This window comes from Hahella ganghwensis DSM 17046, assembly GCF_000376785.1.
Classification (GTDB): domain Bacteria; phylum Pseudomonadota; class Gammaproteobacteria; order Pseudomonadales; family Oleiphilaceae; genus Hahella; species Hahella ganghwensis.
The window spans coordinates 1-22,477 of record NZ_AQXX01000137.1; the positions used below are offsets into that span (position 1 = coordinate 1).

A 22,477-nucleotide genomic window follows, 5' to 3' on the forward strand; every position below is an offset into this window, starting at 1 on the left:
GGTTACGACAAAGTCCGCTATCGAGGCTTGGCCAAGAACAAGAGCCGGCTCTATCTGTTGGCGGCCTTCAGCAATCTGCTGATGGCAAGGAAAGAGCTGCAGGTATAGGGGCAGTGAGCCCAGATGACGCCCCACAGGGGGGGAAGATCCAAAATGGCCGGAAAAACACTCTGAATATTCGGCCATATATCGTCGAGAGTTTGAATTACCTCAGAACCTTGGGGTTATTCAGACTCTCCCTAGGCCTCAATTCAGTTATAATACGGCCACCTTAACTCATCAGGAACACCTTCCAAGGAACAGATGATTCTCTCCGAAGATCAATACCAATATATGAATCGTAAGACCGCCGGGAAATCTTTCTAGAACGAATAGATAAACCGGTTCCTTGTATATCCTTCAAAAAGAATGTCATCCATTATTGCCCCAGTGCTGAGAACTGGCCACCCACCCTATGCACGATAATTGTAATTACCAAAATTTCTGCGGCCTACATCGACAACGAGTCAACTTCTCTAATCAAATGCCCGTCCTGCAGACGATAGCTTTTACTCATTTCCCTGGCTAACGCCGGATCATGAGTTACCAGAACAAAAGCGGTCTGATTATCTTTCACCAGTTCCCACAGTAATGCCTGCACCGAATCTGCTGATTCAGGATCCAGATTACCGGTAGGCTCGTCCATCAGCACACATGAAGGCCTTGGTGCTATCGCTCGTGCAATTGCCACTCGCTGGCGCTCTCCACCGGACAATTGACCGGGCTTATGAGATAGCCGATGCCCCAACCCCACTCTCTCCAGCCAGGTCGCGGCCTCTTTCTGGGCTCGCGCGGGAGACTCGCCTTTGATGACCAAGGGCATAGCGACATTCTCCAACGCGGTAAATTCAGGAAGTAAATGATGAAACTGGTAAACAAACCCCACGTGTGCATTACGCAGTTTAGCCTTGGCTTTTTCTTTCAAAGAAGCGGCTTTCTGGCCCGCGATGCTTACTTCACCGCTTGTAGGCGCATCCAGCGCACCGAGTATGTTCAGCAATGTGGATTTCCCGGAACCTGAGGCTCCAACGATGGCGAGCGTCTCACCAGCGACCACATCCAGATCTATCCCTCGCAGGATGTCGATAGTCTCTTTACCCTGCACGTATGACTTGCGCACATTCTGACAGCTAAGCACCAGTTGATTACTCATAACGCAGCGCCTCCGCAGGTTCTATTTTGGACGCCCGATAGGCTGGATAGATTGTGGCAAGGAAACTGATCGACAACGTACAGGCGCTGATTATCCCAACATCCGCCCATTGCAACTCAGATGGCAGATAGCTGATGAAATAAACATCCGAGCTCAAAAATTGCGTACCAAGCATATCTTCAATGCCAGCGATCATTCCGCTGATATTGGTGGCCAGAAGTACACCAAGCAATACTCCAATTCCAGTTCCGATCACGCCGATGAAGGTGCCCTGCACCATAAAGATTTTCAGAATTTCTCCCGGCGTAGCTCCCATGGTCCTCAGAATGGCAATATCCGCCTTTTTATCGGTTACCACCATGACCAGCGTCGACACAATATTGAATGCGGCTACCGCAATGATAAACATGAGCAAAAGGCCCACCATGGTCTTTTCCATCCGGATCGCCTGGAACAGATTGCCGTGTGTTCTGGTCCAATCGCTTGCGTAGTATCCACTGCCCAACTCACTGGCAATTCCCCAAGCGACCTTCTGAGATGCAAACAGATTTTCCATCCGTAAACGCAACCCTTCGATAGAATTCCCAAGCCGTTTGAGCTTGGCGGCGTCGTCAATGTGGATCATCGCCAAAGTACCATCGAGCTCTGCCCCTACGCTGAAAATTCCCACTACGGTTAAACGCTTCATTCGAGGAAAGACGCCTGCAGGAGTGATCGAGGCTTCCGGTAGAATTACGGTGACTTTATCGCCAACCCGCGCTCGAAGCGACCGGGCCAGAAGATCGCCAACAATAATACCGAACTCTCCGGGTTTAAGATCCGTCAGACTTCCCTGCATCATATGATTCTGGACAATGGAAACATCCTGTTCGGCGACAGGGTCAATACCGTTCATCAGAATCCCATGCACGTTACCTTCAGCTGTGGCCATCCCCTGGGCCTGAATAAACGGAGCCACCCCCTCTACACCGGGAGTCTCCCCGATCCTGCATTTCAGCTCCTGCCAGTTAGTCATTGGAGAATAACTTTTCACCACTGCATGAGGCACCATACCAAGAATTCTCTGCCGCAGTTCACGGTCAAACCCATTCATCACAGACATCACGGTAATCAATACCAGAACTCCCAGTATCAATCCGATCATTGATGTGAGTGATATAAATGAAATGAAGTGGTTATCGCGCTTTGCCGCGGTATATCGCAAGCCAATAAACAGGCTCAGGGGTTTATACATTAACTATCAACTTTTCAATGTTAATTAATCGATATAGATCCATTGGTTCGCTCGATTCCAGGTGCATCTTTCCCGAATCCGGGTAAATTTATCCAGAACTTCAAACAAGGAGTTCCAGACAAAAGGTCGTCTGAAATAGACCAATGTGATTTCCCAAAATGGCGTAAGACTATAATCTATTGGAATTCCAAGCACTACTACGGTTAGTTAATTTCGTCCTAGACTGTATAAGAGACAGTAAAAAAGCTTGGCGCTTCAAGATTAATGATGTTTTATATTCAGATTACACCGAAGGACTGTTCATGACACAAAGAGGTATGCCTGATAATCGTCGGGATTTTTTTCGCATCAAGGACAAAGGCCTTGTAGATTACGTCCTTTACGATGATCTCGCCCCGGGCTTTGAAAAGTTCTTCAGGCACCCGGCATACTTTGAGCTGATTAATGAGCTACAGGCATTGGATGTAGAGTTCCAGCACATGCTCACCCATATTCCTGATAGCGACCGAACAGCGGCAGCGCTTATCAAAATATTGAACAAGAAGGTCGACCTGATCGCCAGAACCGTGACCATGGTGGAATCAGAGATTTCTGAAGACAGTATTCAGGAAATGGATATCAGTGAAGGAGGAATGGCATTCTTTTCCTCTTCGGAGCTTCGAATCGGCCAAAAAATGGCAATTAAGTTCACCGCCATTCCTGCATATCTTTCGGTTGCCTCTCTGGCTGAGGTTGTATCTTGCGATCCTCTCACTACAGAAGAAACCTCTTCCTCTAGCAGATACCAGATACGCGTCAATTTTATTGATCTTGATGAGCACCAACGTCAGTTGATTGCCAGACATATATTGAAAACGCAGCAGCAGGCACGTCGCAGACAGTTATCAGAAAATTGAGACGACTGAATCAGGGTGAACAAAGCTGACCCTAAATGTTAGACAAACATGCGACAGTTCAAAAGTTTAAGGCTACACTCTAATAAGATTGTTAAGATTTCCATTATAGTACCCGGTAAGTACCGCATATTTAGTAACAAACTGTTTTAATAGGAAAAACCGATGCAACCTCAACACACATTCAAGCTGGGTCGAGCTCTGGCCTGTTGTCTGCTGGTAGCAGCCTCATTGACCACAAATGCCGACGAAATCAAAACTCCGGTAATGAACCAGGCTGACCGACAGATGGTTAACCTTCCCAGAACCGGCCAGGACATGAATTCCGTAGAATCCCAGTTCGGCAATCCGGTTTCAAGAAAAGGCCCGGTTGGCACCCCGCCGATCACTGTGTGGGAATATCCTGGCTATACGGTTTATTTTGAAGGCCAGCATGTGATACACACAGTTCTTAAGCCGTCCAAGTAACCCTGAAAGACATCAATATCGACCAATTATCATTTCGGAAGTATCAGTGAGCAATATCGTCTTACCCGCTGAATGGGCCCCCCAATGCGCCGTACTATTAACCTGGCCGCACGAACAGACAGATTGGGCAGATAATCTGGCTCAAGTCGAAAACACTTTTCTTGAGATAGCCAGAGCGATATGCAAGTACCAAAATCTCATCATCAGCTGCCAGTCTTTCGACAGTCTGGAGAGAATTGCCGACGCACTATCCGCCGCCAACATTCCTCCGGAAAAAGTGGGACTATTCTGCGTTCCGTCCAATGACAGCTGGTGTCGTGATCACGGCCCGATCACCGTCTATGACGGCCACACTCCCGTGCTGCTGGACTTCCGTTTTAATGCTTGGGGTGGAAAGTTTGATTATGAAAAGGATGACCAGATTACCACCAGTCTGCTAGAACTCGGCGCCTTCGATGGAGCTGCCATTCGCCATATTCCTTACATTCTTGAGGGCGGCTCGGTTGAATCTGATGGCAAAGGCACCATCATGACAGCCTCCGAGTGTGTCCTGACATCCACCCGTAATCCGGACGCCACTAAAGCCTCCGTGGAATCCAGTTTCAAGGAATATTTTGGCGCTAACCGAGTCCTCTGGCTTGATCACGGCTATTTGGCAGGTGACGATACGGACAGCCATATCGACACTTTGGCCAGATTTTGCGATGAAGAAACCATCTGCTACGTTCAGTGTAATGACACGGAAGACGAACATTACGACGCACTGAAGAAAATGGAGCAACAGCTCCAGGCAGCCAGAACCGCCGACAACAGACCCTACAGGCTGGTTCCTCTTCCTATGGCAGAAGCCTGTTTTGATGACGAAGGTCAGCGGTTGCCTGCTACCTATGCCAACTTCCTTATTATCAACGGTGCAGTATTACTCCCCGTCTACGGCGTACCTCAAGACCAGGAAGCAATCAGCCAAATAAAGTTCTGCTTTCCGGATCGAACAATTGAGACAATTGATTGCCGCAGCTTGATAGAACAACACGGCAGCCTCCACTGTGTCACCATGCAGCTTCCTGATGGCGTCATTTAAACAGTCAAAGACTTGATCGGTTAACCATGACAACATTAATCAACAGGACGATAGACCAGATTGGAACCATTGTTCTGGGCAAACATCAGCAAATAAAGCTGGCACTGGCCTGCCTGTTGTGTGAAGGACATTTGCTCATTGAAGATCTGCCCGGTATGGGAAAGACCACACTCTCCCATGCCATAGCACAAAGTCTGGGTCTGAGCTACAACAGAATACAGTTCACCAGTGACCTACTTCCTTCAGATCTTATTGGTATTAATCTGTTTGATCGCAATAAATCAGAGTTCACTTTTCACAAGGGTCCATTATTTGCACAGCTGGTATTGGCCGATGAAATCAACCGGTCAACCCCCAAAGCACAAAGTGCTCTGCTGGAAGCCATGGAAGAGAGGCAGATTAGCGTTGAAGGGACAACCTACCCTCTACCCCGACCATTCTTTGTGATCGCGACACAAAATCCGACGGAACAATCCGGTACGTTTTTACTGCCGGAATCGCAAATGGATCGCTTTTTCATGCGTATCCATCTGGGATATCCCACACCGGAAGCAGAGAGGGAATTGCTGCTTGGTCATGACAGAACCGCCTTACTCCAGGCATTAACCCCCAGCATGACCTCCGAGGAACTCATGAGCCTTCAACTCCTGGTACCACAGGTGAAATGTACTGACGCGCTGATTGACTATGTACAGCGTATTATCAGTTACACCCGGCAGGATGCAGAGTTTAAGGACGGACTTTCCCCGCGAGGAGGTATCGCCCTTCTTAGAGCGGCAAAGGCCTGGGCCTTGATAGAAGGGCGCGAGCACGTTCTTCCCGATGACATCCAGGTCGTTCTCCCATCGGTTATAGAGCATCGGCTCGGCGGCTCCAGCAAATCTGACCACTACCCTCTAAGCACCAAAGTCTTGAGAGAAGTGGAAGTAGTCTAGGAAATCACCGATATTACCCTTCGTCAGTAGCCCTAAACGCCAGGGAATCTCTGCAAATCCAACTACCAGATTTTCAACACTTTGCTTTCCTTTTCAGGCCCGCTCATTCATGTCCCGGACTTTCTGCTGTGCAGATAGATTGCTCCAACCAATATGGTTCATTGGTTAAATTTATCAATTCTCTCTTGGAATTGTGATACCTTTACCGCATTTATTTAGGGGGTACTGGTGCACACCATTCCCGAAACAACCACTTTTCGTTAGGAAGGAAATGTATTCATGAGCGAAACCCGGCACATCAAACTGCTGATTCTGGGATCAGGTCCTGCCGGCTATACCGCTGCGGTATATGCTGCCCGCGCCAACCTGGACCCTGTCATTATCACCGGCATGCAAATGGGGGGGCAGCTGACCACCACCACTGATGTCGACAACTGGCCTGGTGACGATGCCGGCGTACAGGGCCCGGAGCTGATGCAACGCATGCAGAAACATGCCGAGCGCTTTGATACAGAGGTTGTTTTCGACCACATCCACACCGCGGATCTGAGCAAAAAGCCATTCACTTTAATTGGCGACCAGAGCACCTATACATGCGATGCACTGATCATCGCCACCGGAGCCTCCGCCCAATACATCGGCCTTGAATCCGAAGAAGCATTCAAAGGAAAAGGCGTCAGCGCTTGCGCTACCTGTGATGGATTTTTTTATCGCAAGCAGAAGGTGGCTGTGGTTGGTGGCGGCAATACGGCTGTCGAAGAGGCCCTTTACCTTTCCAACATCGCCTCTGAAGTCTATCTGGTTCACCGCCGCGATTCGCTTCGCGCGGAAAAAATTCTTCAGGACAAGCTTTTCGAAAAAGAAAAGAACGGTAATATCCGCATTGTCTGGGATCACGTGGTCGATGAGGTATTAGGTGATGACTCTGGCGTTACCGGACTTCGAGTCAAGAGTACCAAAGGCGGGGACTCTCAAGATCTGGACGTCAGCGGCGTGTTCATTGCCATTGGCCACAAGCCAAACACTGACATATTTGACGGCCAGCTCGAAATGAAAGACGGCTACCTGAAAATCCAGTCGGGCACTGAAGGTAATGCAACACAAACCAGCGTCGAAGGGGTGTTTGCTGCCGGCGATGTCGCCGACCACGTATATCGCCAGGCTGTCACATCAGCCGGATTTGGCTGTATGGCCGCTCTCGACGCAGAAAAATTCCTGGATAAATAATGCCTCAGAGCCGACCTGCAGAGTTTAGATTCTTTAACTGAATAGAATCGCTTCAGCTCTGGACACAACTACCGGCTCCCCCTATCCTTCCCGACCGGAGTTGCATTACGCATCTCCGGTTTCCTTTTTAAAATAGCCAGACCTACTGATATTCTGTCTACAGTTACTATTAATAAAACTCTATTGACTCAAAATGACTGAACTCGCATGGCTTGACCGAGAGATAATGTTCCCGCATCCGAGTACAGCTCTGGAAGACCCCAACGGTCTGCTCTGTATGGGAGGGGATCTCAGCCCAGAGAGACTGCTCCGGGCGTACAGAATGGGAATATTCCCCTGGTTCAGCGATGACCAGCCCATTCTTTGGTGGTCCCCGGACCCTCGCTGCACCCTTGAATTTAATAACCTTCATATATCCAGGAGCATGCGTAGAACTTTCAATAGTCAGCGGTTTCAATTCTCATTTGATACATCATTTGAAAGTGTCATTCAGGCCTGCGCCGAGCCACGAAGTTACTGCTCTGACACCTGGATCACTCATGATATGCAACTGGCCTACATTTACCTGGCAAGGCTCGGATTTGCCCACTGCATAGAAGTCTGGGAGGGAGAAAACCTTGTAGGGGGGTTATATGGCATTGCCATGGGAAGATGCTTTTTCGGAGAATCCATGTTTTCCAGGCAAACCAACGCTTCTAAAGCCGCTTTTATTGTACTGGCCAAACACTTAGAGGCTTGGGGCTACAGCCTATTTGACTGCCAGGTTCCCAACCCCCATCTGCTCAGCCTGGGAGCCACATCTACCCCGAGGGACAAGTTTTTGACTATACTTGCAGAAAATATCGATCATAACCTGAGCCATGAGTGGTTGATCGATCGGAACCTCATTTGATAGAGCCAGAGGCTCTGCAATACATATGAGTAGCGCAGCGTCTCCCGCCAATAAAAAACAGGCTCCCGATGCAGAGCATCGCTATCCAATGATAGTTTCGGCCCATGTGCCCGAGAACCAGCGAGAGTAAGTTCCATGTCAAACATGCGCACACTGGTGTTTTACGCAACTCCGGAACATCCATGCAGTTATCTAGAGGATCGGCTAGCCACCACAATGTTTGTTGATCCAAAAGCCAATGTGGATCAGACACTTTACACAAGACTATCGCAGCTCGGTTTTCGCCGTAGCGGCCACCATTACTACAAACCACGGTGCAACGGATGCAACGCCTGCATTCCGGTTAGAATACCAGTCGAGAAGTTTGAACCAAGTCGCAGCCAGACAAGAACCTGGAACAAAAACCAGGACCTGGAAGTTATTCGATGCGAACCCCGCTTCTACCAGGATCATTTTTCGCTATACCAGCGCTACATCAATGAACGTCATCGTGATGGAGACATGTTTCCGCCCACGCTCGATCAATATGAATCCTTTCTACTTGAGTCACGCAAGGAAACTCAATTTGTAGAGTTTCGATATGAGTCGAAACTGATGGGAGTCGCAGTGACCGATACCACTGAAGACGGCCTATCATCGATTTATACTTTTTTTGATCCCGCCGAGACAAAACGGGCATTAGGCGTGTTCGGAATACTCTGGCAGATTGAAGAAGCCAAACGTAGACATCTACCCTACCTTTACCTGGGATACTGGATAAGAAACTGCGACAAAATGTCCTATAAAACCAATTACCGGCCAATTGAGGTACTGGTCAGGGACAATTGGGTCAGCATTTAACGCCTCTTCTCAGATTGCACTTTGCACTTTGGTTATAATTAAGGCAAAATTCGCACTCCTAAATTTAGGCCGTGCTGTATCGTTATATATTTCACAACCTTTATAACTGGTTAATATGTTATAATTGACCTATTGACGACAGCGCTTATGTATCATCATTAACGAGGATTCTGCTGAATGGCGAAAGAAGGCAATATAGAAATGGAAGGGACCATTATCGACACCCTTCCCAATACGATGTTTCGGGTTGAGCTGGAAAACGGCCACGTCGTAACCGCTCACATTTCAGGCAAAATGCGGAAAAACTACATCCGTATTCTGACTGGCGATAAAGTCAAAGTTGAAATGACTCCTTACGACCTGAGCAAAGGCAGGATCGTATACCGCGCCCGTTAATATCTCGCCTTTTCAGCATTAAAAAAGGGGCTTTTCAGCCCCTTTTTTATTTTCCCTATCCCATTAACTGGGACTCACCAACAAAGACCAGTCACGAGGACTGATCTTCCAAAGTGCGCTCCTGTACAAACTTGAAAACAAGCTTGTCTTCTGACACAGACACCAGAACGGATCCACCCTCATCTGACAATTCACCGAACAGGATATGCTCTGCCAGTGGCTTCTTGATGTGTTCCTGAATCAGACGAGCCATGGGACGTGCACCCATTTTCTCGTCATATCCATGAACAGCCAGCCAGGCTTTGGCCTCGGTATCCAAATCCAGCAATACACGCTTCTCATCAAGCTGCGCCTGCAACTCGGTGAGGAACTTGTCTACGACATGCGTGATGGTTGTGGTTGTCAGTGGTTTGAACTGAATAATGGCATCCAGACGGTTTCTAAACTCAGGTGAAAATGTCTTGGTAATAATTTCCATACCATCAGTCGTGTGATCCTGGTAATTAAAACCAATGGACCGGCGACTCATTTCCTCAGCACCAGCATTGGTTGTCATGACCAGAATGACGTGTCGGAAATCCGCCTTACGGCCATTATTATCCGTCAGGGTCCCATGATCCATCACCTGCAGCAACAGGTTAAAGACTTCAGGATGTGCCTTCTCGATCTCATCCAGCAATAACACACAGTGCGGATTCTTATTCACTGCCTCGGTCAGTAACCCGCCCTGATCAAAGCCGACATATCCAGGAGGAGCTCCGATCAGTCTGGATACAGTGTGACGCTCCATATACTCAGACATATCGAAACGAACCAGCTCCACACCGAGAATCTTGGCCAACTGACGGGTCACTTCCGTCTTACCGACCCCTGTAGGCCCAGCGAACAGGAAGGAGCCTTCGGGCTTACCTTCGGTCTTCAGACCTGCACGGGACAGTTTGATCGCCGTAGACAGCGCCTCGATAGCAGGATCCTGCCCAAATACCACCATTTTGAGATCCCGCTGCAGATTACGGATTTTATCCTTATCTGTAGCAGAAACAGTTTTCGGCGGAATTCTGGCAATACTGGCCACGACCGACTCGATAATATAAGTATCGATTATCTTGGCCCTATCTTCCTCGGCTTTAAGGCGCTGACTAGCTCCAGCTTCATCAATGACATCAATGGCCTTGTCCGGCATGTGACGATCATTGATATAGCGATCTGCCAGCTCAGCCGCAGAACGCAGGGCATCATCGGTATATTCTACCTCATGGTGCTTCTCAAACTGACGCTTCAGACCTTTCAGGATTTGATAAGTATCCTGCACATTAGGTTCAACCACATCAATTTTCTGGAACCTGCGTGCCAAAGCACTGTCTTTCTCAAAAATGCCGCGAAACTCCGTAAAGGTTGTGGAACCGATACAGCGAATTTCACCAGAACTCAGCAAGGGCTTCAGCAGGTTGGAAGCATCCATGACACCACCGGAAGCAGAACCTGCTCCAATAATCGTATGAATCTCATCAATAAACAGAATGGATTTATGCTGCCGCTTCAGCTCTTTCAATAATGCCTTGAAGCGCTTTTCGAAATCCCCCCGATATTTTGTACCTGCAAGCAATGCCCCCAAATCCAGGGAATACACCACAGCGTCTTTGATCACATCAGGAACATTGCCTTCCACAATCTGTTTTGCCAAACCTTCAGCAATGGCCGTTTTACCGACGCCTGCTTCACCCACCAGCAAAGGATTGTTTTTCCTGCGCCGGGAGAGGATCTGCATTACCCTTTCAATTTCTTTCTCACGGCCAATCAAAGGGTCAATACGCCCTTGCCTGGCCTGCTCATTCAAATTGGTCGCATACGACTCCAGAGGCTTTGAACCGCCGGACTCTTCCATAGCTTCATCCTGATGCTCATGTTCTTCGTCCTGCTCATTATCACCGGCGACCTTGGAGATGCCGTGACTGATGTAGTTCACCACATCAATACGAGCCACGTTCTGTTTCTTCAGCATATACACAGCCTGACTTTCCTGTTCGCTGAAGATTGCCACCAGCACATTGGCGCCGGTAACTTCTTTTTTGCCGGAAGACTGCACATGAAACACTGCTCTTTGCAGCACCCGCTGGAATCCCAAGGTAGGCTGGGTTTCGCGATCAGGGTCATTGGTGGGGATCAATGGCGTAGTTGAGTCGACAAATTCCGAGAGTTCCTCACGAAGCTGAGACAATTCCGCACCACAGGCACCCAGCACTTTAATGGCTGACTCATTGTCCAAAAGCGCTAACAGCAGATGCTCCACGGTCATAAATTCGTGGCACTTCTCCCGAGCGTTTTTGAATGCCGCATTTAAGGTCAATTCGAGGTCTTTACTAAGCATCTCTGCACCTCAGCTCCGAGCTAATCCGCTCTTTCAATTTCACATAACAGCGGATGTTCACATTCTGAGGAATACTGATTGACCTGAGCCGCCTTTGACTCGGCAATGTCCCTCGTGAACACGCCACATACGGCCCTTCCCTGGGTATGCACAGTCAACATGATCTGAGTCGCTTTCGGCTCAGGCATGTTGAAAAACGTCATCAAAACCTCCACCACAAAATCCATGGGTGTGAAGTCATCATTCAACATGATGACGCTGTATAGAGAAGGACGCTTAAGTGCTGGTTTTTCCGGCGCAACCGCCAGATTTCCATGGCGATCCCGATCCGGATCATTCTGCCCTTCGTCATCCTGTCCCTGATTTAATATTAGTAGACTATCTTCAAGTTTACCCATAGGTGAAATGAATAATTTGGTTAAATCTTCTTGAGATTTGTTTGACTGACGTAAACCTCAAATATACGGCTGACACTATACAATTTTCAGACCAGCGCGACAGAATTTAATTCACTTTGCCAACAATTTCTCACCGCGTCGAGTACTCGCCTCTCAGAATATGAATGTGGAGACTCTATCCCCTTTCTTCAAGCATTCCAGACGGATTTATTCGATTACTTTCAATGTAATTCGCTTTATAATACTATCGCTATGGGAAGCAAACTAGGTCAATCTCCTAAGGTAGTGGTACTTCTGCTTCCCATTTGAAGTTGCCAGGGAGTAATGGCCGCGGAAACAACTAACAAAAAAAATAGGGCACAAGCCCATTCTTTGAGACAAGGGAGTCGATCATGCCTCAAGGTAAAGTAAAGTGGTTTAACAATGCCAAGGGCTACGGCTTTATTATCGCTGATGAAGGAAATGGAGATCTGTGTAAAGAAGACCTTTTCGTGCACTTCTCCTCCATCCAAATGGAAGGTTATAAAACTTTAAAAGCGGGACAAGCTGTAGCATTCGAAGCACAACCAAGTGGAAAGGGATTCCACGCTGTCAATATCACGCCGCTGGATTCACCTCAGCGAAGTGAGATGACAACTGCCGAAGACAAATCATCGCAACGATCCGAGGAAGACAGTACAGCCGAGTCGTCTTCCGAAAAACCTCAGTCAATTGCTGCAAGCGCCTAGTCTTTAAACTCACGTTTTAAGCTAAACGCTCGCTATTGACCATCCGCTGTGCCTCCATTCTCGTGGGGGCAGAGCTTAGGCCGTGCCTAAAAACAGGCTTCTGGGCCATCTACAACCCAAAACGGTGCATACGGTTTGGTGCACTGCCCCCTTATGCTCCCTGTTATCCTATTTCCCCCATTTTCTATACATTTACCACCTGCAGCCGTCACCTCATGTGCTTAATCACCGCATCACCAAATTGAGAAGTGCTCAATAATGTGGCATCCGGCATCAACCGTTCAAAATCGTAAGTCACGGTCTTAGCTTCTATCGCGCCGGCCATTCCCTGAAGAATCAGGTCAGCGGCTTCAATCCAGCCAATATGACGCAACAGCATTTCCGCAGACAGGATCAGTGAACCGGGATTGACCTTATTTTGTCCGGCATATTTTGGTGCAGTGCCATGAGTTGCCTCGAATAATGCGACACTCCCACCAATATTGGCCCCGGGCGCAATCCCAATGCCTCCGACTTCTGCTGCAAGTGCGTCAGAAATGTAATCCCCGTTCAGATTCAGTGTCGCAATCACACTGTAATCTTCCGGACGCATGAGAATCTGCTGAAGAAATGCATCAGCAATAACATCCTTTATGACAATATCTGTACCTGTTCGGGGATTCTGAAAATGATGCCAGGGACCACCGTCGAGCGGCTCCGCGGCGAATCGCTCTCTGGCCAGCTCATACCCCCATTCCTTAAAGGCGCCTTCGGTGTACTTCATAATGTTGCCTTTATGTACCAAGGTCACTGAAGGACAATCATTTTCAATGGCATACTGAATCGCCTTTCTCACCAATCGCTTGGTCCCCTCCTCTGACACCGGCTTAATGCCAATGCCACAGTTATCAGGAAACCGGATTTTTGTAACCCCCATTTCCTCTCTGAGAAAATTGATTATCTTACGGGCGTCGTCACTGTTGGCCTGCCACTCAATACCCGCATAGATATCTTCTGAGTTCTCCCTGAAGATCACCATATCTGTTTTTTCCGGAGCAACGACTGGGCTCGGCACACCTTCGAACCAGCGCACTGGCCTCATACAGACATATAGGTCCAGCTCTTGCCGCAATGCCACATTCAATGAGCGAATCCCGCCTCCGACCGGCGTAGTCAAGGGGCCCTTTATGCCAACAGAAAACTCACGCAACGCTTCCATGGTTTCTTCTGGCAGCCATTCATCCGCACCATAGACCTGAGTGGCTTTTTCACCACAATAAATTTCCATCCATGCGATAGCCCTGCGCACTCCATAGGCTTTTTCGACAGCAGCATTGACCACTTTCAACATCGGCGGCGTAATATCGACACCGATACCATCCCCTTCGATATAGGGCACAATTGGGTGGTTAGGAACGTTTAGGGTCAGGTCAGCGTTGACGGTAATTTTGTCACCATCATCCGGCACTCGGATCTTTTGGTATCCCATGAGATTGACTCCTGCGGCATCATTCAACTCGCCTGCCCTGATAACAGGCACTGAAAATTATTTATTGTTTTATCGGAGATCTTTTTTGGCGCACGAAGACACACTTTTCCATGCATCCTGAATTTCGAGTATAGCAGCTGCACTATTATGAGGCCGTTCGCATCATTCTCATTTCGGGTTAAAGCAACTATTCGCAGCAACGATCCAAGAACAAAATGGACGCCCAGTGACAGGAATGAGAAAATTTCATTTCTGTTACCGGAACTTATAGAAGGTCTTCTTAGTGGCTAAGCTTGTTGCATTCAACAAACCCATGAACGTGCTCTCCCAGTTTACTGACACTCAGGGACGCAAAACACTCAAGGATTATATCCACGAAACCGGGCTTTATCCCGCCGGGCGACTTGACTACGATTCAGAGGGGCTACTGGTGCTGACCGACGACGGAGCATTGCAGGCGAAAATATCCCACCCACGCCATAAACAACCCAAAACCTACTGGGTTCAGGTAGAAGGGTGCATTTCCCAGGACGCCTTATCTCGCCTTGAAAAAGGCATTTTGCTAAACGACGGTCCGACAAAACCTGCTAACGCCACCATCATCGAACCACCCGAAATCTGGGAAAGAGATCCGCCGGTAAGACAAAGACGCAACATTCCAACCAGTTGGATTGCACTAACCATCATGGAAGGTCGAAACCGTCAGGTTCGCCGTATGACCGCCGCTGTCGGATTCCCGACTTTGCGGTTAATCCGTTACAGTATCGGCCCCTGGAGTATTGATAACTTGCCCTCCGGGGAATACAGGTATGAAACGATCCACATGCCAACCCCGACGCGGCGCAAATCTGGAGTGCAACAGCGCAAAAACGTTAAAAAAATGGCAGACTTCCGTCAAAGGAAAAAACGCTAAAGGAGTTCCTCATGTCAGTCTGGTGCCCCAGGGCCACTGTCGCAATTATCATCCCGGAAAGCAGCCGTATTTCTTCCAATGGCAGACTACTTTTTGTTGAAGAGTTCATTCAGGAGAAGAGGGTGATCAATCAACCGGCCGGCCATATTGAGAAAAACGAATCGATTCTTGAAGCCGTACACCGGGAAACACTTGAGGAGACAGGATGGACAGTGGAGCTGACAGGATTCACCGGCATCTATACCCTGCGCATCCCCAATCAGGATCTTACCTATCATCGCTATTGTTTTGTCGGCAACCCGGTCGATAAAACATCGAAGACGCTGGATTCAGACATTCTTGCCACCCACTGGCTGTCTCCAGAAGCGATGACTTCCGGTCAATTTGCCTTGCGCAGTCCGCTGGTCAGAAAGTGTGTTGAAGATTATCTTGCAGGTAAGATTTACCCCCTGGACTTAATCTACGAGTCACATAAGTGAGAATGAGACGGCTTCAACCTATAAAAACCTGCAATCTGCTCCCTTTGCCGGTATAATACCGCGCCCTTTTATATGGTATTTTCAGTGTCCGGGTGTTTTCAGTGTCCGGGCATATGCCGGTGCCAAGACAGTTGCCGGCGCGGGATTTGATACGGTTATTTTAATATGACGCCAATACGCAAACAGAAAGTGATCGTCGGGCTCTCCGGAGGCGTGGACTCTTCAGTGTCCGCTTACATCCTAAAATCCCTTGGATATGAGGTCGAGGGCCTCTTCATGAAAAACTGGGACGAAGATGACGGCACAGAGTATTGCACAGCCCTGGCAGACCTGGAAGATGCGAAAAAAGTCGCCGACAGGCTCGGTATCAAGCTTCATACCGCCAGCTTTTCAGCCGAATATTGGGATCGTGTATTTGAGCACTTTCTGGACGAATACCGTGCCGGAAGAACCCCCAATCCGGATATTCTCTGCAACAAAGAGATCAAATTCAAAGCCTTTCTGGAATATGCGCAACACCTGGGCGGAGATTTTATTGCCACCGGACATTATGCCCAACGCGGAAAATTCGGAAATGATATAGCTCTGATGAAAGGAGCCGACCCCAGCAAAGAACAAAGTTACTTTCTGCATGCTGTACCAGGCGATGCAGTCGCCAAAACACTGTTCCCGGTCGGTGGATTACTTAAAAAAGAGATTCGTCGCATTGCTACAGTGCAGGGATTTGTGACCGCAGACAAAAAAGACAGTACCGGCATCTGCTTTATCGGTGAGCGCAAGTTTTCTGACTTCCTTAAGACCTACATACCCGCTCAGCCTGGCCGTATCCTGACTGATCAGGGTGACGAAATTGGTCAACATCAGGGGTTAATGTACCACACCATTGGCCAGCGTCAGGGCTTGGGAATCGGCGGGCTCAAAGATTATGATGACGCGCCATGGTATGTCATCGATAAAGACCTGGAGAGCAATATTCTCTATGTCGCTCAAGGCAGCGACCATCCACACCTATTCCAACAAACACTGACGGCCAGCAAGCTTGAGTGGATCAACGGCGCTCCACAATACGGCGCCTCCCCGGGTCAATTCCGCTGTTTTGCCAAGACACGCTACCGTCAACCTGACCAGGCGTGCACCGTGCATTACCGTAAAGAGAAGGTGGAAGTTGTATTCGATCAGCCCCAGCGGGCAATCACTCCCGGGCAGTCCGTCGTATTCTATGACGGCTTGAGATGTCTTGGCGGTGGTGTAATAGAGACCCGGGCATCCCAGTTTAATTCAGGGTCAACAAATAACTCAGGCCCATCGGCCGCTCAATCCGGTGTTAATGGAGGATAGTCTTGTCAGGTAGCACTGAAGATCAAGTAATCGCACTAGCAGGTGTCTTTCAGGCTGCATTCCTGGTTGATGAGCTGGCAAAGAAAGGGACCCTTGGGGAAGACGCTTTTGCCACCAGCCTGAACAGTCTGTTAAAAATCGACGCCAGCAACACCGTCGACGTATTCGGTGATCGCTACGGTATCCAGCCGGGGCTGAGAGAACTTATCGCCGTCTTGGAAAAACAACAGAACCGTAGCAAAACCGAAATGGTGCGCTATGCTCTGACTCTGCTTTATCTGGAAGGCAAGCTGAGAAAACGTGGCGACCTGCTGGAGGTCATGGCAAAGAGAATCCAGCAGATACAGACCCAGACTAATCACTTTGAAGTGACACACCCCAACATCGTCGGCGCGTTCGCTTCTTTGTACAAAGACACCGTCAGCACTTTCCCACAAAGAATTCAGGTCACCGGCGATCCAAAATACCTCAGGGTCGATGAAAATGCCGACAAAATTCGCGCGATACTATTGGCCGGCATTCGCGCGGCAGTGTTGTGGCGACAGGTCGGCGGACGACGCTGGAAACTGCTGTTCATGCGCAAACAGATTCTTCAGGTGGCTCGACGTCTGGCCGGTTAGACGTCGTACGCGCCCTGATATAATAAACTATTTACTGATAACCAACCTCCGAAGGGAGTACCAACATGATACTGAACGAGCTTACCGCGCTCTCTCCTGTTGACGGCCGCTACGCCGGAAAAACCAATGACCTGCGTCCGGTATTCAGCGAATATGGCTTGATCAAAGCCAGGATCGAGGTGGAAATCTGCTGGTTGCTCCGATTGTCAGAGAATTCAGATATCCCAGAGGTACCGGCATTTGATGAGGAGACCCGGAAATTCCTGACCGCCATCTACGCCAATCTGACCCCGGAAAAAGCACAACGGGTGAAGGATATTGAAGCCACAACAAACCATGATGTTAAGGCAGTGGAATACTACATCAAGGAACAGTTCAAGGTGTCCGGCGCGCCAGCGATATTGGACAGCATTAACGAGTTTGTCCACTTCGCCTGCACGTCAGAAGATATCAACAATCTTTCTTACGCCCTGATGCTGAAGCGCGGATTACAGGACGTTACCCTCCCGTTGATGGAAAAAGTCGCGGATAAAATCCAGTCACTGGCATTACAATTTGCCGATCAACCCATGCTATCTCGTACCCACGGCCAAACCGCCTCTCCCACTACAGTTGGTAAGGAACTGGCAAACGTTGTGGCACGACTTAAGCGCCAACTACAACTGATCCGCAGCCAGAAAATGTTGGGGAAAATCAACGGCGCAGTGGGTAATTACAACGCTCATTTGAGTGCCTACCCGAATGTAGACTGGGAAGAAAATGCCCGCATTCTGATAGAAAGCCTGGGTCTTGAGTGGAATCCTTATACCACCCAGATCGAACCCCACGACTTTATCGCTGAAGCCTTTGATGCGGTCTGCCGTTTCAACACCATCCTGATTGATCTGGACCGTGATATCTGGGGTTACATTTCGCTGGGCTATTTCAAGCAGAAAGCTGTAGCAGGTGAAGTGGGATCTTCGACGATGCCTCACAAGGTGAATCCAATTGATTTTGAAAACTCTGAAGGCAACCTGGGCATCGCCAATGCCATCATGGAACACTTGAGCCGCAAACTTCCCGTTTCCCGCTGGCAGCGAGATCTGACCGATTCAACTGTCTTGCGTAATCTTGGGGTTGGGCTGGCACAGTCGCAAATCGCCTATCACGCCACCCTGAAGGGACTCGGCAAACTCGAATTGAATGCCTCTCGCCTAGAAGAGGACTTGGATAATAGCTGGGAAGTACTGGCTGAGCCGATCCAGACAGTAATGCGCCGCTACAACATTGAAGGCGCCTATGAAAAACTCAAAGAATTGACTCGAGGGAAATCGATTACCCGGGAAAGTCTGAAGCCGTTTATTGACAGCCTCGACATTCCTGCGGAAGCCAAACAGCAGCTGGCAACCCTCGAACCTCGAACTTACATCGGTAACGCTGCTGAGCAAACCCGGCGCATCGAACAGTTCTGAGTTCGGCGCCTAACCGGCCCTTTAGCAAGCTGTTGAAAACGTTGATGAGGCGGCCGATGCATGGCAAAAACGACCGAAAACGCGGAGTTTACAAAGGCGTAAATGAGCATTGGAGGTCGTTTTGAACGCTGCGGCGGCAACGCAGTTAGTTTTCCAGGGCTTGCCAGTATGGGTCGATAACTCCCCCCACTTTGTCAGGATCTCTTATGCTCCAATCTTTGGGCTCTGTCAGTATTGAAGAATTTTTATCGAACTACTGGCAAAAGAAGCCGCTACTGATCAAAAACCTGTTTCCGGACTTTGAGTGTCCGTTGGACCACAACGATCTTGCAGGCCTTTCCCTGGAAGAAGAAGTCGAATCACGCATTGTTTTTGAAAACCTTAACGGCAAACCCTGGCAACTTAAACACGGCCCTTTTGAAGCAGAATTTCTGGAATCGCTACCAGACGAAGACTGGACTTTACTGGTTCAGGGACTTGATCACTGGGTTCCGGAAGTTGCAGATTTGCTAGACCAATTTCGATTTCTACCAAACTGGCGCGTAGACGATATCATGGCCAGTTTTGCACCTGTTGGTGGAAGTGTTGGCCCTCATTACGACCAATATGATGTATTTCTGATACAGGCCGAGGGCCGTCGACGTTGGCAGATCGGCCCAGTATGTACAGCCAGTACAGAACGCCTGGATGGGACTCCCTTACGCATTATCAAGAACATGGAGATTACCGAGGATTGGGTACTTGAACCTGGGGATGCGCTTTATCTCCCTCCCGGTGTCGCCCACTTCGGTGTTGCACTCGAGCATTGCATTACGTTATCGGTCGGGTTTCGATCGCCCACCAAAGCCGAGCTGTTTTCTTCCTTCACAGACTATTGCTGTGATCAGCCTTCTGCGAACCAACACCTCACGGACCACACCACGAAACCGCTGAAGAATCCGGGTAAAATTCAGGATGACGCCATTAATGATTTCAAAACGTATCTAGAAGAAATCATTGAAGATGAACAGATGCTGAGAACCTGGTTTGGTGAATTTGTCACCAGTCCGAAACATGATGGAATCGTTGAGCCGGTGTCAGAGGAAGAGTACATATCTGAGCATGAGCTGGAGGAACTGTTTCTGGTTCCGGAAGTAAGATTCCGTTGGAATGAAGGCTCAAGATTCAGTTTTCTTCCTCTGAAGGACAGCCTGATCCTGGCGGTTGATGGCCACTCGTATCCGCTTAACAGCGCGAATCAACCCTGGATTGAGCTTCTGTGCTCATCCAACCAGGTCGATAAAGAAAAGCTCAGGGAGCTGATTTCGGACAGTGAACTGAAGTTATTGGCAACGCTATTCAATCAGGGTAGCTTGAGAATTAGTACCGACGACGAATTGGATGATTGGGGCGATGACGCTTAAGTACACCAAAATTACGACATGGCAGGAAAGCGAAAAAGAACTAAAGGATATTCGCAAAAAAGTCTTTGTAGAAGAGCAAAATGTTCCAGAGGATTTGGAATGGGATGAATATGATGCGCAAGCCACTCATTTCCTGGTCCGTGATATGGACGGACTCTGTTATGGAGTCGCACGCCTCATTCATGATGGCAAACACAAAGCCAAAGTAGGTAGATTCGCCGTACCTCAGGAGTTCAGAGGGCAAGGCATTGCCGGTAGCCTGCTTAAATTTGTCATCGGCTATGCCCGTTCTCAAGGCATCATAGAAGTGAACCTCAGTGCGCAATGCTATATTCAATCCCTCTATATGCAGGAAGGATTTGAACCGGTTGGAGAGCCCTATGATGAAGCCGGCATTCCGCATATTCGCATGAGACTGGTACTGGGAACGCTCAAACCCGAAACCCAGAACAAGTTATCCGAAGACGAAACCGTTTGTCGAGTCAACTCGCAGGAAGAGTATCTCAAGCATCTGTGCGCCCTGCTCAGACAGGCAAAACACTCGGTTCAGATACTGACTTACGACCTTGAAAAAGGCACCCTGGATATCCCCGACGTCCTCGACGCCATTTCCAACCTTGCCCGCAAAGGCAGAGGCACCTCCATTCAGGTTGTACTTGGAGACCCAAGACCGGCAGTTACCTACAGTAATCAGTTTCTGACTCTGGCAAGGCGCCTGACAACCTCGATTGACATCAAAACACTGAATGCCGAATTATCCTTCCCTGACCAGGTATTCGTTCTGATAGATGATCACGGCGTTGCCTTGCGCCACAGCCATGACAAATGGGAAGGTTTCTGCTGTTACTCTGATCCTGGGACAGTCAAAAGACTTAAAGATGAGTTTCAACGCCTGCTGAATCACAGTCATGTCTCTCAGGAACTGCGCCAGTTTTCGCTCTAGCCGGCATTGGCAACCAGCCAGCTTATGTCTCAAAAGAGAGAGTCCTAGTCCCGGGCCCTGATTTCCACATCATCCGGGCCTTCGGCTGCCTGGGTGATTAACTGACGCAACCATCGATGATCCGAGTTATTCTGCAGCAGGGGGCTCCAGGCCATTTTCAACTCAAAAGAAGGAATGGGAAATGGCGGTTCTTTAATCACCAGATTTGGGTTGTCCAGCATCAACTTCGCCGCCCGGGAAGGCAGAGTCGCAATCAGATCGCGTTGCTGGGATAGCAGCATAGCCACCTGATAATGACGGGTAAATACACTGATATCCCGCTTTTTATCCAGCTTGGCTAACGCTTCATCCACCCAGCCCAATCGTTGCACATCTTTCGGGTTGACGCCCACACCGACCCCAAAACCAGTCTTGCTGACCCAGATATGATGCGCGTTAAGATAAGCATCCAACGTAAAATCATATACAAGCGGGTTATGTACACTTAACAGACAGGAAAAACTATCCTCCCAGATTGTTCGTTGATGAAATGACTGGGGGATTTTATCAAACCGGTTGATCGCCATATCCACGCGACCCTGCTCTACATCAAGAAATGACACATCACTTGGAGTCAGGACATCCAGGATAACTCCGGGGGCTTCCGCGCGAAGCCGTTTCAACACGGCTGGAATCAGTGCGCTTTCAGCATAATCGCTGGCCATGATTCTGAACACTTTTTTGCTGGTCATGGCATCGAACTCTTCACGAGGCTGCACGACCTGATCAATTTCCGTCAGCACAGTCCTGATCAACGGCTGAAGCTCAAGAGCTCTTGCAGTAGCCGTCATTCCCTCGCTCGTTCGCACCAGCAAAGGATCGCCAAACATATCTCGTAATCTGCGCAGTCCATTACTCATTGCCGGTTGGGTAATACCGAGGTGATTAGCGGCTTTAGTGACACTTTTTTCTCGTAGTAGGACGTCCAAGTAAACAAGCAGGTTAAGATCTATTCGAGCAAGATTCATTCAATAAATACCAAAGCAGCATTACATACATTAGGTAAATTATGGACCCAATTAACCTGGAATGTCATTGGTTTATTGCAAACTATTGAAGTTAGATGGATTGTTAGTCTGTGAGATGAATAATTCAACAACAGGACAGAAGGCTGAAAGGAGAGGAGGCAGTCAACCAACTGCCCCTGTTTGACGGCTTGGTATGTCAGCCG

The 22,477-nt window shown here is 48.8% G+C and carries 22 protein-coding genes; 16 read left to right on the forward strand and 6 right to left on the reverse strand.

Going from position 1 to position 22,477, the window contains the following annotated elements; translation table 11 throughout:
- Positions 1-490 precede the first annotated feature (490 nt).
- Both F566_RS0124725 and F566_RS0124730 read right to left on the reverse strand, forming a co-directional pair.
- Positions 491-1,192 carry an ABC transporter ATP-binding protein gene (locus F566_RS0124725; protein ID WP_020409722.1) on the reverse strand — a complete coding sequence of 234 codons (702 nt, stop codon included), beginning with the start codon at positions 1,190-1,192 and terminating at the stop codon, positions 491-493.
- A complete protein-coding gene (locus F566_RS0124730; RefSeq protein WP_020409723.1) occupies positions 1,185-2,426 on the reverse strand; it encodes a lipoprotein-releasing ABC transporter permease subunit in 1,242 nt (413 codons plus the stop codon). Before F566_RS0124730 ends, F566_RS0124725 begins: the two co-directional genes overlap by 8 nt.
- Before the next feature lie 302 nt (positions 2,427-2,728).
- On the opposite strand from F566_RS0124730, the gene F566_RS0124735 reads away from it, so the two are divergent.
- From F566_RS0124735 to infA, 8 genes are all read left to right on the forward strand, one after another.
- Entirely contained in the window at positions 2,729-3,322 is a 594-nt protein-coding gene (locus F566_RS0124735; protein WP_020409724.1) for a PilZ domain-containing protein, read from the forward strand.
- 162 nt (positions 3,323-3,484) lie between these two features.
- The gene (locus F566_RS0124740) at positions 3,485-3,787 is read left to right on the forward strand and encodes a hypothetical protein (protein ID WP_020409725.1); all 303 of its coding nucleotides are present in this window, start codon (positions 3,485-3,487) and stop codon (positions 3,785-3,787) included.
- Positions 3,788-3,833: 46 nt separating this feature from the next.
- A complete protein-coding gene (locus tag F566_RS0124745; RefSeq protein WP_020409726.1) occupies positions 3,834-4,868 on the forward strand; it encodes an agmatine deiminase family protein in 1,035 nt (344 codons plus the stop codon).
- A gap of 26 nt (positions 4,869-4,894) precedes the next feature.
- Positions 4,895-5,803 carry an AAA family ATPase gene (locus F566_RS0124750; RefSeq protein ID WP_020409727.1) on the forward strand — a complete coding sequence of 303 codons (909 nt, stop codon included), beginning with the start codon at positions 4,895-4,897 and terminating at the stop codon, positions 5,801-5,803.
- A 279-nt stretch (positions 5,804-6,082) separates the two neighbouring features.
- A complete protein-coding gene (trxB, locus tag F566_RS0124755) occupies positions 6,083-7,030 on the forward strand; it encodes a thioredoxin-disulfide reductase (RefSeq protein ID WP_020409728.1) in 948 nt (315 codons plus the stop codon).
- 193 nt (positions 7,031-7,223) lie between these two features.
- Positions 7,224-7,922, forward strand: a complete 699-nt coding sequence (aat, locus tag F566_RS0124760; RefSeq protein WP_026180300.1) for a leucyl/phenylalanyl-tRNA--protein transferase — start codon at positions 7,224-7,226, stop codon at positions 7,920-7,922.
- Positions 7,923-8,057: 135 nt separating this feature from the next.
- Positions 8,058-8,762: an arginyltransferase gene (locus F566_RS0124765; protein WP_026180301.1), complete on the forward strand. Its 705-nt coding sequence runs from the start codon at positions 8,058-8,060 to the stop codon at positions 8,760-8,762.
- A gap of 177 nt (positions 8,763-8,939) precedes the next feature.
- Positions 8,940-9,158 carry a translation initiation factor IF-1 gene (infA, locus tag F566_RS0124770; protein WP_020409731.1) on the forward strand — a complete coding sequence of 73 codons (219 nt, stop codon included), beginning with the start codon at positions 8,940-8,942 and terminating at the stop codon, positions 9,156-9,158.
- Positions 9,159-9,249: 91 nt separating this feature from the next.
- Here infA and clpA read toward each other — a convergent pair whose 3' ends face one another.
- Both clpA and clpS read right to left on the reverse strand, forming a co-directional pair.
- Complete coding sequence (gene clpA / locus F566_RS0124775; RefSeq protein ID WP_020409732.1) at positions 9,250-11,526, reverse strand: ATP-dependent Clp protease ATP-binding subunit ClpA; 2,277 nt, start codon at positions 11,524-11,526, stop codon at positions 9,250-9,252.
- Positions 11,527-11,546: 20 nt separating this feature from the next.
- Complete coding sequence (gene clpS, locus F566_RS0124780) at positions 11,547-11,924, reverse strand: ATP-dependent Clp protease adapter ClpS (RefSeq protein ID WP_020409733.1); 378 nt, start codon at positions 11,922-11,924, stop codon at positions 11,547-11,549.
- 392 nt (positions 11,925-12,316) lie between these two features.
- Between clpS and F566_RS37985 the strand changes: the two genes are divergently transcribed.
- Entirely contained in the window at positions 12,317-12,652 is a 336-nt protein-coding gene (locus F566_RS37985) for a cold-shock protein (RefSeq protein WP_020409734.1), read from the forward strand.
- A 208-nt stretch (positions 12,653-12,860) separates the two neighbouring features.
- On the opposite strand, the gene icd is transcribed toward F566_RS37985, so the two are convergent.
- Complete coding sequence (gene icd, locus F566_RS0124790) at positions 12,861-14,120, reverse strand: NADP-dependent isocitrate dehydrogenase (protein ID WP_020409735.1); 1,260 nt, start codon at positions 14,118-14,120, stop codon at positions 12,861-12,863.
- Positions 14,121-14,403: 283 nt separating this feature from the next.
- Here icd and F566_RS0124795 point away from each other — a divergent pair, with 283 nt between their 5' ends.
- The 7 genes from F566_RS0124795 to F566_RS0124825 all read left to right on the forward strand — a co-directional run bounded on the left by F566_RS0124795 (position 14,404) and on the right by F566_RS0124825 (position 21,267).
- On the forward strand, positions 14,404-15,033 hold the full coding sequence (locus tag F566_RS0124795; protein ID WP_020409736.1) for a pseudouridine synthase: 630 nt from the start codon (positions 14,404-14,406) through the stop codon (positions 15,031-15,033).
- Positions 15,034-15,044: 11 nt separating this feature from the next.
- Positions 15,045-15,512, forward strand: coding sequence for an NUDIX hydrolase (locus F566_RS0124800; RefSeq protein WP_020409737.1), 468 nt, complete (start codon positions 15,045-15,047; stop codon positions 15,510-15,512).
- 165 nt (positions 15,513-15,677) lie between these two features.
- Positions 15,678-16,850: a tRNA 2-thiouridine(34) synthase MnmA gene (mnmA, locus tag F566_RS0124805; protein ID WP_020409738.1), complete on the forward strand. Its 1,173-nt coding sequence runs from the start codon at positions 15,678-15,680 to the stop codon at positions 16,848-16,850.
- Between the two features lie 2 nt (positions 16,851-16,852).
- Positions 16,853-17,470: a high frequency lysogenization protein HflD gene (hflD, locus tag F566_RS0124810; RefSeq protein ID WP_020409739.1), complete on the forward strand. Its 618-nt coding sequence runs from the start codon at positions 16,853-16,855 to the stop codon at positions 17,468-17,470.
- 65 nt (positions 17,471-17,535) lie between these two features.
- Positions 17,536-18,921, forward strand: coding sequence for an adenylosuccinate lyase (purB, locus tag F566_RS0124815; protein ID WP_020409740.1), 1,386 nt, complete (start codon positions 17,536-17,538; stop codon positions 18,919-18,921).
- 206 nt (positions 18,922-19,127) lie between these two features.
- Positions 19,128-20,324, forward strand: coding sequence for a cupin domain-containing protein (locus tag F566_RS0124820; RefSeq protein WP_020409741.1), 1,197 nt, complete (start codon positions 19,128-19,130; stop codon positions 20,322-20,324).
- A complete protein-coding gene (locus F566_RS0124825) occupies positions 20,314-21,267 on the forward strand; it encodes a GNAT family N-acetyltransferase (RefSeq protein WP_157497070.1) in 954 nt (317 codons plus the stop codon). Before F566_RS0124820 ends, F566_RS0124825 begins: the two co-directional genes overlap by 11 nt.
- Positions 21,268-21,311: 44 nt before the next feature.
- Here the strand turns inward: F566_RS0124825 and F566_RS0124830 are convergent, their stop codons facing one another.
- A complete protein-coding gene (locus F566_RS0124830; RefSeq protein ID WP_020409743.1) occupies positions 21,312-22,274 on the reverse strand; it encodes a LysR family transcriptional regulator in 963 nt (320 codons plus the stop codon).
- Positions 22,275-22,477: the final 203 nt, after the last annotated feature.